The organism is Bacillus pfraonensis (assembly GCF_050768835.1).
Lineage (GTDB): Bacteria > Bacillota > Bacilli > Bacillales > Bacillaceae_G > Bacillus_A > Bacillus_A pfraonensis.
Genome location: NZ_JAHCDO010000002.1, coordinates 154,719 through 168,201, shown reverse-complemented (window position 1 = coordinate 168,201; position 13,483 = coordinate 154,719). Strand labels below are relative to the sequence as shown.

The following is a 13,483-nucleotide window of genomic DNA, read 5'->3' as shown; positions in this document are numbered from 1 at the left end:
ACCTCTATTTGTATTTACATGACAGCACGTACTTCAAAACGACGGTTTTGCTTTCCTTTACTCTTTACTTTATCTATAACAAGAGTGCCAATTTCATTTGTATATTTTACATGCGTTCCCCCACATGCTTGCTCATCAATATCTTGAATAGTTACAATGCGAATTTCTTGGATGGAAGTTGGTAGAAGATTGATTGCTGTTTTAATCATTCCTGCGTGGTTTTCTGCTTCTTCGCGGCTGATAAATCTAGTCGAAATTTCTTTATTTTGCTGAATCAATTGATTCGTCTCTGCTTCAATATCAGCAACTTGTTCGCTCGTTAACTCTTGTAATTCGTTAAAATCAATACGCGCTTTATCAGGGGAAATTTGATTTCCTGTACATAATGCACCGTACTTTTCATATACCACTGCTCCAATAAGGTGTAGTAAAGAATGGTGGCGCATTAAGTTATGACGGCGCTCCCAATCAATTTCTAACTGTACTGGTCCAACCTTAAGATAGGCTCCATCTTTCACATAGTGAACAATTTCACCTTGCTCTTTCTTTACTTTTATAACCTCAAAAGTATGCCCACCTTGTGTAAATACACCTGTATCACATTCCTGTCCTCCACCAGTTGGATAAAATATCGTTTCCCTTACAAATACTCTATCTCCATCAACTTTTGTTACCTCTGTTTGACAGCTTTTTTTATATGCATCTTGTAAAAATAATGCTTCTGTCATGTTCCCACTCCTTTAGTAGTTATTGTTATACCTACTAATATAAAAAGAAAAAAATGATTCGTCAATAAAATTCTGAATTTTTTAATTAACACCAAACAGACTATCTTTATAGCAAGATAGCCTGACTACATTTATTCCTCTGTTAATAACAGCAACTAGCTCTCAGTAGAGAATCTCTTCCTTTCTACTAAGAGCTTCGATACATTATATTTCTATATACTTATTTCAGTTTCTCATATTCTTTCAAAGCATTTTTTAATGTTAAGGTTAATGGTTCTGGAAGACTCTCTAACGAAAACCAACCAATTTCACTAATGGCATGTTGTTCCAAGTTTTCTGCTATCCCATTCGTTACTTTTGCAATATACGTCGGACATACCCAATGCGCTCCTTCATCAGGTAAAATGTGATTCGTCACACATAATAGCGACGTAAGTTCGATCTCTAGTCCTACCTCTTCTTCAATTTCCCTAATAACGGTATCTTCCGCTGTTTCCATCCATTCTATTTTTCCACCAGGGAGACTCCAGTGCCCTTGCTCCGGTCCCTTCTTTCGCTGCACAAGCAGTAATTCACCCTGCTCGTTTAAAATAAATGCCCCGACACCGACACGTGGATATAATTGTTGGTTCATATGAAATTCTCCTCTTAATTAATAAGTTTTCTTAATTTTAACACAAAAAATAATAGAGCTACTTTCTATCAGCTTTATAAAAACTAATAGAAAGTAGCTCTCATTGTTTCATAGACATCATTTGCTCTCTCGTATTCACTTTGTTATGATACACTTTACTTTTTCCCAAATATTGTTTACATATATTTACAAAAGACGGTAATGTTCGAATTTGATCAATATCTGTGCTTTCTATAAAATGATTCATTTGATTTGTCATTTCATTTAGGCTTGAAATGAGTTCTTCTTTTTCACGTCTTAACCTTTCATTTTCATTACGAAGATTTTGAATCTCCTTTTGTATCTCTTGCATACTATCTTCTTTTATATGTCCAGCTGCCATACTTGAAAGTGTATAAATTCCTTTCATAAATTGATATAGTTCTTGTTTCTCTCCCTCTACACCAATTGTTTCAAAATTATCGACAATCCCTGATAATATTGTAACTAAATTTGTTTCTATCTTTTCTTTTTGAGCCACTACGCCCTTTACTTCATCCCTCTTCTCTACATACTGTACCGACTCTTGTTTTTTCTTACGCCCTGGCTTCCCTTTTTTTATATCTTCAAATGGAATTTCTTGATTTTTTAATTTATAATACGTATTTTGCAATTGACTTTCTGTTTTCGGGAATAATTGCAGATTCTCCTTACTAATTGCCTTTGAAGTATCTGAAATATTTAAATTATAATGCTGACAAAATTGGTACGTAGCATATAAAAATTCTAATTCAGATTTCAACCACATTATTTGAGAGTGTTCGTATGCAAATAAACCACCCATCTTTTCAATATCTCTTTGGAAAGCCGTCATTTTACTATATAAATCCATTGATTCTTCATATGTTACATGGAGTTCTTTCTCTATTTTTCTGCATTCTTCTTCTACCTTTTGAACATTGCTTGTTCCATTTGTAATATTTTTCAAAAGATCTAGTACATGAATTGCCGTCTGTTGGTACATTTCTATTCACTCCCACTCAGCATTTTTGCAATTTCCACGCCTTCTTTTTTCTTTTATAAAAATAAAAAAATATTATAAAAATATTTTATAATATTTCTGAATTGTTAGTCAAATGCACGTAAAATTGACACATTCTATTTTTATATTAAGATTATTATATAGTAATATGAGGGGGATCTAGATGGAACATAATATTTTAAAAGTCATTGCACTAGCAGAAAAGCTAAAATATGAAATGAGACATAGCTGGCTTTCAAACGGGCGTCAGGAAAGTGTTGCCGAACACACTTGGCGTATGTCGCTTATGGCTGTTTTAGTTCAGCCTTATTTAGATAAAGAAGTAAACACGGAAAAGTTATTAAAAATGGTTATTATCCATGACCTTGTGGAAGCGGAGGCTGGAGACATCCCTGCTTTTGACACAATGAACAGCGAACAATTACAGCTGCAAAAACAAGAAAATGAACAGAAAGCCATTTTGAATATTAAGCATACATTAGAAGGTTCTCTTGGGGATGAACTATATAATTTATGGATGGAGTTTGAAGCAAAAGAAACATACGAGGCAAAAGTAGCAAACGCTCTTGATAAATTAGAAGTTAAAATTCAGCATAATGAAGCGGACATTGATACGTGGCTTCCAATTGAACATAAAATGACATTCCAAGTTGCTAAACATACAGACTTTGATTCATTCCTATCCAAATTACAAAAAATAATTGAACAAGAAGGCGAAAAGAAACTAATCGCCGCTGGTATTGATGTCGAGGCATGTAAACAGTAACAGCTCATTATTAATGAGCTGTTTTTTCATACTTTAATATGAGTCCTCCCCATCCCTTTTATCGATTTCATTTAACCACATAAAGATTAAAATTATAAATAAGAATCACATTCAAATTATGAGGAGGATTATTTATGATTAAAGGATTATACGAAGCGCATCTACCCGTTCGCAATTTAGAAACATCCATACCATTCTATGAATCATTAGGTTTAAAATTATTTAAAAGATATGAGGATACTGCCTTCTTTTGGATTGTAGAAGAGCAAAGTTGGCTCGGACTTTGGGAAGGAGAAGAATATAAAACTCCGTATCATCCTTCTCTTCGCCATATCGCATTTCAAGTGGACTTCGAGTTTCTTCATACATCTATTCAGTGGCTGAAAGACCGAAACATTGAACCAGTTCCATTTGGGAATCGAACTACCACCGAACCTTTCCTTCGTTACTTTTAATACTGTATATGTCTCATTAATCGTTGGTTCATTATATATTTTGTACGCATCTTCATATAATGTGTATACTTTTTGGTTGGATTCCTCGTATGATTGTTCACACAATATTTCTCTAATTGCACAATCCCACCCTACTTGATGACCAAATCCTTCAAACCACTTCAAGTCCAAGCGGTTTGCTTCTTGTGCAATTTGTTCCCTTAAATCTTTTTTTATTTCAAGGTTAAACATTGTATTATTAGCATCACCAATAAATACAAAACCGTCTAAATTCCCAAGCCAAACTAAACCAGACCGCGGTTCGCTTACATTGTCAACAAATATGCGGCCCGAATTATTCCCTTCAATAATCGCTTGCACTTCAATATGCCTTTCCTTGTCTACAAGATGGTTACAATTCATAAACTGATCTTTCTGCAATTCGTATATCATCTTTTTTCTTTCCCTTCCTATTTATGAGAGCTACATATACTCTATGAATCTCTGCAATAACTTTCTATCTTCTGGAAAAGAAAGGATAATACCTTCTATTTCTTCACTGCTTTTCCAACCCACTTCATAAATCAATCCATCCGGATCACAAATTTCTTTATTTCCTCCAATTACCTCTACCACATAATACACAATATGAACATCATATCCATTACTATTGCCCTTCTTTTCGTACACACTTTTGATGATACATACATCATATCCCGTTTCCTCTTTAACCTCTCGTATACAACACTCCTCAAACGTTTCCTCAGACCATTTTCCACCAGATGGAACAGACCATTTTCGTTCTGCTTCTTCCACATCTGGGCGCCCTTGCAATACCATTAACAATTTCCCATCATCATTTTTACATAATGCCGCTGCCCCTTGAAATATTCCCATTTCTCTTCCCCCATCCCTTAAAATAAAACCATATTTCCTGTTCGTTTCGCATGTTTCTCTGCTTTTCGAACAAGCACATATGATACCCCAATTAAAATAATTAATATACTAGCTAACAACCCTAACTCTGGAAGTACATTTATAATACTTTTGCCTTCCATTAATAATGAGCGGAAAATTTGAAGTACATACGTTAATGGAAACAGTGCTGCTAATACTTTACCCCATAGTGGTAATACAATAATTGGAATACGTACACCAGCAAAAAATTGCATCGGTTCTTCTAATATAGTAAATAGGATACTAGCATCCCGTGAAAATAAGAAAATAGTATTTAAGCACCCACCCCACACAACAGCTGAAATGCATAAAATGAGAAAGGCAAATACAATATTTTCAACCGGCGGCATAGGTCTATCATTTAGAAACAATGCGATTAGGATAGAAAAAAATGTGAACATCCAAACTCCTTCTATTAAATTAGCTCCGGCCCTACAGTACATCATCCATACACGTGATGCTGGTGTTAAAAAGATGAGTTCAAGTGTTCCATTTTGGCGTTCCCATGACATTTGCCATGCGGATTGCACGAGGCTCCAAAAAAAAACATATCCGATATAACCAGTAATGAGAAAAAAGCTAATTTGCTTCGGATCCATCCATTTCGCAAGCGGATTACCACTTGATGTATCAAATGGTTTTACAGAAAAATATGCCGTTGCAAAGAGTAGCACTGGCCAAATAAATAACGAAAAATAAACCATCTTACTGTGGAAATGATTACGATGACTCTTTTTCCATTCTGCCAAAAACATATTCATGCACTCACCTCACTTGCAAGTTGTAATATTGCGTCTTCCAATCTAGCTTTATGCGTCTCTAGCTGTAAGATACGAATTTGATATTTTGTTAATAGTGATAATACTATTGTTGTCATATCGAAGGATGCTTTAAGTTCATATCGTATATATTCACCCCTATGTTCTCTTTCAAATTGAATTTCCTTCAGTCCTAACGAATGCTCAAATCTTTCTATTATTTCATCTTGCACACCTGGAATTACAATTTCCAACCGATATTCACGGACAATCGATTGAATAATATTTTCTGGCGTCCCTTCATACAATAATCTCCCCTTTTCAATAATATAAAGACGATTACAAAGCTCCTCTACTTCTTCGAGATAATGGCTTGTTAATAAAATTCCTTTATTTTGTTCCTTTGCCAAACGATAGACCATTTCTCTCAATTTTTTCGCTACAGGTGCATCTAGCCCTAATGTTGGTTCGTCAAGAAATAAATAGTCCGGGTCATTAATAAGGCCTCTTGCAATTTGCAGGCGTTGTTTCATCCCTTTTGAATATCGTTCTACAGGTGTATGAGCTGCTTCTTGTAGTTCTACTTGCTGCAGAAGAAACTGAATACGCTCCTCTAATTCAAATCCTTTTAATCCATACAAACTTCCAAAGTACTGCAAATTTTCATATCCTGTTAAACGCCAATATAACATGCGTTCTCCACCTGCTATCATATTAAACTTTTTCTTTATAAATAAATCTTGCTTCGTGCTATCCATCCCATCAATTTCAATCGTACCTGAAGTTGGTTCTAGAAGCGTCGCTAGCATTTTTATCGTTGTTGTCTTCCCAGCACCATTCACACCTAATAGTCCTACAATTTCACCTTTTTGAATTGTTAAATCCAATCCATTTACCGCTTCAACTACTCTTTTCTTTTTACGAAAAAAGCCTACTTTCTCTTTCAACTCATACCGCTTTACAAGTTGCTTTGCTTGTATCATACGAAATCCCCCTATGCAAAATTTTTTTCAATCACATACTTCTCCATTCGTTTCATCGTCCATACACCTGCAATAAAATAAGCCACTCCTAATCCTGATAACCACATCAGTTCCATTTGTATGGAAGCTACATTCCCTCCCTCAATCACGCACAATCGAAATGCTGATAAACCATGTGAAAGTGGCATAAATAAACTCATAGGCTGTAAAAATGAAGGCAGATAACCTACTGGAAAGAACACTCCACTTACAAGGCTCATAAAAATAAACAATGTATTTTGCGTTAAATATGTATCCCGAAAATAGAGCATAAAAGCGCCAAGAACTAAAGCTTGGGCAAATATAGCAAAAAGAAAATAACAAATAAAAGCAATATTGAGGTCATATCCACTTCTCGAAACTGCAATCCAAAAAATAAACCAAAAGTAAAAATCGCAAGAAATTCTAGTCCCACTCGTAATACGCCTTGTGCTGCTGCTCCCAAAAAATACCCTTGCCGAGATGATGGCGTTAATAATAAAACATCAAGTGTCCCTTCCCGAAGTTCCGTAATCAACGTCCGGCTCACAATCATTAATAAAGAAACAGCAAAAGAATAAAAAATAGCTCCTAATATAACATAAGAAAGATAATCATCCGTCTTCCCTAATTTCGTGAAATTCGCATCCAACTTTCCTTGAAACATAAAATGATACGTTAAATAAGCAAACAATACGATATATACACCAGTTAAAATATGTCCTAGAAAAAAGGACCATGGGTATGCTCTACGCATCGTATAAAAATCACGACGAAATGTAGCCTTAAACGTTAGCCACATGTTCTCCCCTCCTCTGTTTTTTGAACAATTGGAAAATCCATAAATTGATCTAAATCAACACGAATTTGTTCTAATCGGTCTCGATTTGTTTTATAAAATACGTAATAACCTTTTCGTTCTTTTTGTATAAGACCTGTAGATTCTAACATTTTTAAATGGTTTGAAACCGTCGATTTTGTAAGGTTATATCGCTCTGTTAATTGCTGCGTGCAAAAAGTTTGAAAGGATAAATCCCTAAGCATTTTTAATCTCGTTTCATCTGATATCGCTTGTAAAATGCGTATAAGATCCTTTGGCACTTCATCTACAAATGAGGATGCAACCTCCACCTCATAGTAAACTTTTATATGAGTAGAAATCAGATTATCTATTAATAAATGAGGTGCAACAAAAGTAGATGGATACAATGTGATTGCTGATAAATCCTCATAACGATATTGCCACGTACGAGCTTTTAAAAATGTTATTTCCTTTTCATCAATTAAAAATCTCGGATGCAAATTTTTAGAAAGAGACAATGGATTTTGTTTAATTATTTCTTTCACATCATATACAGATTGCTCTAACCATGGTTCAATGCGGAACAGCTCACGTGCAAAATAACGCTGATGATACGTAAGTAAAAAATCACAAACCATATCTTTTTCTAAATCCGAAAACATTCTCTGAAATCTCTTGATATTTGTCGCCCGTAATTTTTCAATTCCTTCTTCTACATAAGCTTCTTGCTGAAACTCAGAGCACCAATCTATAAAACGAAACCAATCATCACTTTTTTCATTAGTCTCATATAATACTTCTTTTTCTTCTTTCTCCATCTGATTCAATACATTTTCCGCCCACTTTAATCGTTTCACATGGTGAGCAGGATTACATAACACGTGTAAGCTTATTAACATTTCGCGAAATGGTGAATATACAACTTTGACATGTCGCTGAAACCATGATGTAACTTGCAATATAACTTCTCCTCTCTTTGATTCGTTTTCCATCGAATCAATTTTATAATTTTGCAAAATTATTCAGTATATTAACAACTTACCATGTAAACGTCAATGGAAAATTTGAAATATTTTCATAAAAAAAGCAAATCTGCTCCTCACAAATTTGCTTTCCAATCTTTATCGTTTATTAAACCCTTTTTTATTCAAAAACTCCTTCATATGCATTCGTTTCTCTTTTGACATGAAGGCGCTCATTGATCCTGTCCATGTTACATCCTTTTGATTTGTAGATCTTCCCTTATAATATTCATTCGTTATTCGATCATATTCTTCTAGTAATTCATCATATTTATTTTCGTCATATGCGTTTTCATGTAAAATTGCTGCGACTGGTAAACGCGGTTTCACTGCATGGCTTTCATCAGGTACCCCAACTGTCATTCCAAACACCGGGTACACCTTATCTGGCAGATGAAGCAAATCGCTCACCTCTTTTGGATTATTACGAATTCCTCCAATGTAACAAATACCGTATCCTAGTGATTCTGCAGCAAGCGCTAAGTTTTGTGCAAATAAGGATGCATCTACTGTAGCTACAATAAAGTCCTCTGCGCTATCATGTTTAATTTCTTTTTCATGTTTCTCACATGCTATTTCTAAACGCTTCAAATCTGCGCAGCAAACAAAGAATGCCGCACAATCTTTCACATGACGATTACCTGATAACTCTGCCAATTGCGCTTTTAGTGATTCATCTGTTACATATATAACCGAATACGCTTGGACAAAATGCGATGATGCTGCATGCTGAGCTGCCTGTACCATTCTTTCGATTATATTTTTTGGTATTGGTTCATTTTTATATTTGCGGACTGATGTGTGTCGTTCCATGGTATGTATCGTTTCATTCATACTTTCCCCACCCTTTATAATCTGAATACTTAATAAGTAACACAATCTTTTGCTACATACAAAGGATATGCTCATCGGGTAATAATCATACAAAAGGACCAATCTTTACGATTGATCCTTTTGTACATATTAAGCTGTTCTCAATACTTTAATACCTTTCATAATATTCCATAAGAAATAGTAAATTCCTACAATTGCAAAGACGACATATGTTACAACAATTCCAATTTCAACACTCGTAGACTCTCCAAAGCTTAAACCAAACACACCTGAGAGTGCCAGTCCGCTAAACAAAATTGCAAATGGGAGAACGTGTGTCCACAATGCTTTTTTTGCATGATATTTCACATCATCTTCCGCAATAAAGTAGACGATAATCGGAAATAGAAACGGTGCAAAGAAAATGCTAAAGTAACAAATTGAAGATAAAATATTATTGCCTTTCATACGATTCACCTCTAAAGTTTCATTGTTTTTGTTACCTTTATTATGTCATGCAACTACTTTAGAAACTATCGCTTTACCTTTCACTCAAATTACAGTTTTGTAAGATTTATCCCGCATTAAGGGGCAGTAAGATCCCTATCTCAAAATTCAGCGAAAACAAAGAAGTTAGACAGGGATCAACTGCCCGTAAAAGCCCGATTGGTGAAGACTAATAATCAGTGAAGGATGAAAAACTTCCCCACTGATTAAATTTTCACTTTATCACTATATACGATTCATTAACCAATACTGTGTAATCGCAAAATATTCCCTCACATTTGATTGAATAATAATCGGTTTCGGTGTTTTCGCAGAAAGCCCCTCTACCTTCAGGCCTTGTTTTTCAGCAATTTTTTTGGCCCGAAACATATGAAAGTCATTTGTAACAATCATCCCTTTTTTCTTACTTGCTGGAATAAGTTCCTTTGAGAATTCAATATTTTCATCTGTATTTGTAGAACGATCTTCCATAATAATTCTTTGTTCTGCAATATTTTTCTTCATTAATCCTTGTTTCATAGCCAATGCTTCCGAAATATCTTCACCTTTCCCTTTACCACCAGATACAATGACGATCGTTTGTTCATGTATCTTCAAATATTCCGCAGCTTTATCGATGCGATATTGTAAAGAATAGGAAGGCTCCGTTCCTTTCACCTTCGCACCTAAAAGTATCATGTAGTCTGCATCACCTGGCACTTTCATATGTCCATGCTTATAAATGTTATATTGTAAAATACCCATATAACCTATTACGATCATAATTAAAATCAAGCTATACTTAATAATTTTTTTCTTCTTTAACATCTACACATACTCCTATTTTTCTCTATATTCCCATCATAATATCCACTTGTTTATTTGTACATCCCAACTCTCCAATTCACCCTTATTTATCCTCAAAAGGTAATATTTATAATTGATATGGGAATATTGAGTAAAGTGTACACTATCTACAGCACGAATTTTGTATAAGAGGTGCAGACATTGATTGCTTTTTTATGTAATGTAACATTCTTTTTTTTATTGTTTATTATAGCGATTAAACTATTAGGAAAATCAGCATTGGCACAGCTTACACCACATGATTTTGGTGCCATTATTTTTTTATCCTACTTAGCATTTCAAGCTATACCAGTCGATGGGATATGGGAAGGTATTGTTGGTATGGTTGTTATTACATGTCTTCACCTTTTCATTACGAAGCTTAGTTTACTAAATAAACTCAATCGTTTTATCCTTGGTCAACCTACAATTCTAATTAAACATGGAAATATCCTATTCGAGAACTTAAAACAAAGTAGATATCCAATAGCTGAGTTACTTTCTAACCTTAGAGTAGCGGGATATCCTAACGTAAACGAAATCGAATATGCGATTTTAGAAGCAAATGGCGCAATTAGCATTTTACCTAAAAGAGAACTTGTTCCTCTTACTCCTAAAGATATGGATATAGATGTTACATATGCCGGTCTACCAATCGCCCTTATTGTTGATGCGCATATCCAATATGATAATTTAAAATTAATCCATAAAAATGAGAAATGGCTCCGTAATGAATTACTAAAAAAAGGATTTGAAGACATCCAAAACGTTGCATTTGCTTCTGTTCAAGAAACAGATGGCTCTTTTACAGTTAGTTTAAAAAATAAGAAATCCCCTTAATTTATTAAGGGGATTTCTATCATACTACATGCTCTCTTTCTATATTCCGTACTGATACAGGATGAGAAACACGATTCATTCCAAATACGATAATCGCTGTTAGTAACTCTGCGACTGGCATTACAAGCCAAATTCCATTTACACCAAACAACTTTGGCATAATCCATAGGAGTGGAATAATGAGTAATAAACCACGGCTCAAAATAATAAAGATGGACTTTCTTGTTTGTCTCACTGACTGAAAATATTCTCCATATACAATGTTATAACCTAAAAATACATATTGAATAAAGAAAAGACTAATCCCCGTTACAGTTAGTGTAAGTAATTCTGTTGATTGGACATCAAATAGACCAATAATGTATTTCCCAAAGAATAATCCAATCACAATCGCCACACATCCAAGTGTAACAGCTATTTTTACCGCAAAGTGTAATCCTTCTTTCAACCGTTCAGGTAAATTTGCCCCGTAATGAAAACTTGCAATTGGTTGTAATGCTGCTCCAACGCCAAAGAACAACAATAGTGTCATCGAGTGAATACTATTGACCATTGCATATGAGGCAATACCTAATTCTCCCGCATATTGAATAAAGGCTATATTAAATCCAATTGTTACAATTGCTACTGTTATTTCTGCGGTGAAACTTGGAAAACCAATCACCATAATTTGTTTAACTGTATTCCATTCAAAATGAAATTTCGTCCATTTTAAAATACTACTTTTTCTAAAGAAATGACTTAGTAATACAAGAAAACCAATTGCTGCTGACAAAATAGTCGCTGCTGCCGCCCCTGTTACGCCCCAACCAAACATAAAAATAAAGATATAATCAAAGACAATATTTAATAACGCTGTTACAACAAGCCCCGCCATCGCTAAATTTGGATTTCCATCGTTTCGTATAAATGTACTTAAAATATTTTCTAATACGTATATCATTCCAAATGTTAATAATACAGTTAGATAGTCTAAGGCATACGGCAAGATTACTTCATTCGCTCCAAATAAATAAGCTAAATCTTCTATTGTCCATAAACAAATAGCCATTAATAAACCAACAATTACAACAGCTACTATCATAGATTGTGTAAAGATTGATCTTGCTCGCTCTATTTTATTTTCACCTAATGCAATAGAGTATAGTGTAGCCCCGCCCATTCCAATCCACAATGATATAGAGAAAAAAATGGAAAAGGCTGGGACAGCAACGTTTACTCCAGCTAAGCCATTCGCTCCGACGCCCCTGCTAATCATAACGGCATCGATTACAATATTCACCGACATTAATACCATTCCAAGAACCGATGGTATTAAATAAGATATAAATAAACTTTTTATTGGTCTTTCTCTTAACTTCTCAGTTGTTTCCATAACAAAATGCTCCTTTACAATTCTCTGTTCACATTTTAAACCTTCAAGTTACTTGAAGGTCAAGTGAGAATTTAACATGCATTTTTGTTATACAACCTTTTATTTCTTTTTTATTACTGGAATTTGTATCTCCGTAACTTGCTCTTCTGGATTCTCCGTCACAGACCAGTCAATTAAAGCGAGCTCAATTGCATCTCCAGACACTTCATATCCTTTCTCCTTAATATCCATTAACAGATTCTTGTAAGTTCCATCCGTTTCTTCATATGGTCCATGGTGATAAGAGCAAGCGAACATCCCTTCTTTAAATTCCTCTGAAGTAGTAATTTGAAACGGCATATAATCAAGAAGAATAAAAACACTATTGTATGATTGAAATTCATTTTGAAGCAACCCTTCTTTTGACACTGTCACACCTAAATCTCCTGAAAATAAACTATCATCTATTTGCTTCATATTTTTTTGAAGTGAGTGGATATAGTACTCAAACATATCATCTGTTATATTCGGTGCGATAGCTAACGCTGTAATTTTTCTCTTTGGTAATTTCTTAAATGTCACATGATTCGCTTTTGAAGCAGTAGCTTCTTTCATCATTTCAATTTTATGATTCATTTTTGCCAATGCATATTCAATTTCCCTTTGTTTCTTCAGCATCATTTCTTGTTGTTTTTCTAGCAAATTTAAAGCATAGGATGGATTTCTCTCATCAATATACGTCTTGATTTCTTTCAAAGAAATATTTAACTGACGTAAAAATTTAATGGTATCTAAAAGTGAAAATTGATCGATCGTATAGTACCGATAATTTGTTTGTGGATCAACAATGGATGGATGAAAAATACCTTTTTCATCATAATAACGTAACGTTGATTCCGCAATATTATGCATTTTTGCCATTTCCCCAATTGTAAACCGTTGATTGAATAACATATTTCCTTCTCCATTTCTTTCAAATAGATTTATTCCTTCAAATAAATTTATTTTCCTATTCTTCATT

The 13,483-nt window shown here is 34.3% G+C and carries 16 protein-coding genes and 2 pseudogenes; 3 read left to right on the top strand and 15 right to left on the bottom strand.

What is annotated here, in order from left to right; genetic code table 11:
• Positions 1–14: 14 nt before the first annotated feature.
• The 3 genes from KFD70_RS02125 to KFD70_RS02115 form a co-directional block, all read right to left on the bottom strand.
• On the bottom strand, positions 15–728 hold the full coding sequence (locus tag KFD70_RS02125; RefSeq protein ID WP_336451858.1) for an alanyl-tRNA editing protein: 714 nt from the start codon (positions 726–728) through the stop codon (positions 15–17).
• 220 nt (positions 729–948) lie between these two features.
• Positions 949–1,362, bottom strand: coding sequence for an NUDIX hydrolase (locus KFD70_RS02120; RefSeq protein WP_336451857.1), 414 nt, complete (start codon positions 1,360–1,362; stop codon positions 949–951).
• A 100-nt stretch (positions 1,363–1,462) separates the two neighbouring features.
• A complete protein-coding gene (locus KFD70_RS02115) occupies positions 1,463–2,365 on the bottom strand; it encodes a DNA-binding domain-containing protein (RefSeq protein WP_336451856.1) in 903 nt (300 codons plus the stop codon).
• 181 nt (positions 2,366–2,546) lie between these two features.
• On the opposite strand from KFD70_RS02115, the gene KFD70_RS02110 reads away from it, so the two are divergent.
• Positions 2,547–3,149: an HD domain-containing protein gene (locus tag KFD70_RS02110; protein WP_336451855.1), complete on the top strand. Its 603-nt coding sequence runs from the start codon at positions 2,547–2,549 to the stop codon at positions 3,147–3,149.
• A 134-nt stretch (positions 3,150–3,283) separates the two neighbouring features.
• Positions 3,284–3,595 (top strand): annotated as a pseudogene (locus KFD70_RS02105) (VOC family protein); the annotation flags it as partial.
• On the opposite strand, the pseudogene KFD70_RS02100 reads toward KFD70_RS02105, so the two are convergent.
• The 10 genes and pseudogenes from KFD70_RS02100 to KFD70_RS02055 all read right to left on the bottom strand — a co-directional run.
• Positions 3,593–4,006: pseudogene (locus KFD70_RS02100) on the bottom strand (GNAT family N-acetyltransferase); the annotation flags it as partial. The pseudogenes KFD70_RS02105 and KFD70_RS02100 sit on opposite strands and share 3 nt — an antisense overlap.
• A 60-nt stretch (positions 4,007–4,066) precedes the next feature.
• A complete protein-coding gene (locus KFD70_RS02095) occupies positions 4,067–4,480 on the bottom strand; it encodes an NUDIX hydrolase (protein WP_336451854.1) in 414 nt (137 codons plus the stop codon).
• Positions 4,481–4,497: 17 nt separating this feature from the next.
• Positions 4,498–5,301, bottom strand: coding sequence for an ABC transporter permease (locus KFD70_RS02090; protein ID WP_336451853.1), 804 nt, complete (start codon positions 5,299–5,301; stop codon positions 4,498–4,500).
• The gene (locus KFD70_RS02085; protein WP_336451852.1) at positions 5,298–6,281 is read right to left on the bottom strand and encodes an ABC transporter ATP-binding protein; all 984 of its coding nucleotides are present in this window, start codon (positions 6,279–6,281) and stop codon (positions 5,298–5,300) included. The genes KFD70_RS02090 and KFD70_RS02085 overlap by 4 nt, the downstream gene beginning before the upstream one ends.
• A gap of 11 nt (positions 6,282–6,292) precedes the next feature.
• Positions 6,293–6,655 carry an ABC transporter permease gene (locus KFD70_RS02080; protein WP_336451983.1) on the bottom strand — a complete coding sequence of 121 codons (363 nt, stop codon included), beginning with the start codon at positions 6,653–6,655 and terminating at the stop codon, positions 6,293–6,295.
• Positions 6,607–7,101 carry a hypothetical protein gene (locus KFD70_RS02075; RefSeq protein ID WP_336451851.1) on the bottom strand — a complete coding sequence of 165 codons (495 nt, stop codon included), beginning with the start codon at positions 7,099–7,101 and terminating at the stop codon, positions 6,607–6,609. Before KFD70_RS02075 ends, KFD70_RS02080 begins: the two co-directional genes overlap by 49 nt.
• A complete protein-coding gene (locus tag KFD70_RS02070) occupies positions 7,092–8,060 on the bottom strand; it encodes an ArsR/SmtB family transcription factor (RefSeq protein ID WP_336451850.1) in 969 nt (322 codons plus the stop codon). The genes KFD70_RS02075 and KFD70_RS02070 overlap by 10 nt, the downstream gene beginning before the upstream one ends.
• 162 nt (positions 8,061–8,222) lie before the next feature.
• Positions 8,223–8,957: an oxygen-insensitive NADPH nitroreductase gene (nfsA, locus tag KFD70_RS02065; protein WP_336451849.1), complete on the bottom strand. Its 735-nt coding sequence runs from the start codon at positions 8,955–8,957 to the stop codon at positions 8,223–8,225.
• Positions 8,958–9,086: 129 nt separating this feature from the next.
• Entirely contained in the window at positions 9,087–9,404 is a 318-nt protein-coding gene (locus KFD70_RS02060) for a magnetosome magnetite crystal formation protein family (protein WP_336451848.1), read from the bottom strand.
• Between the two features lie 264 nt (positions 9,405–9,668).
• Positions 9,669–10,250 carry a YdcF family protein gene (locus KFD70_RS02055; protein ID WP_336451847.1) on the bottom strand — a complete coding sequence of 194 codons (582 nt, stop codon included), beginning with the start codon at positions 10,248–10,250 and terminating at the stop codon, positions 9,669–9,671.
• A 180-nt stretch (positions 10,251–10,430) separates the two neighbouring features.
• Between KFD70_RS02055 and KFD70_RS02050 the strand changes: the two genes are divergently transcribed.
• Positions 10,431–11,108 (top strand): DUF421 domain-containing protein, encoded by a 678-nt coding sequence (locus tag KFD70_RS02050; RefSeq protein WP_336451846.1) that lies wholly within the window; start codon positions 10,431–10,433, stop codon positions 11,106–11,108.
• Between the two features lie 19 nt (positions 11,109–11,127).
• Here the strand turns inward: KFD70_RS02050 and KFD70_RS02045 are convergent, their stop codons facing one another.
• Together KFD70_RS02045 and KFD70_RS02040 are read right to left on the bottom strand one after the other, a co-directional pair.
• Entirely contained in the window at positions 11,128–12,483 is a 1,356-nt protein-coding gene (locus KFD70_RS02045; RefSeq protein ID WP_336451845.1) for an MATE family efflux transporter, read from the bottom strand.
• A gap of 99 nt (positions 12,484–12,582) precedes the next feature.
• Entirely contained in the window at positions 12,583–13,416 is an 834-nt protein-coding gene (locus KFD70_RS02040; RefSeq protein ID WP_336451844.1) for a MerR family transcriptional regulator, read from the bottom strand.
• Positions 13,417–13,483: the final 67 nt, after the last annotated feature.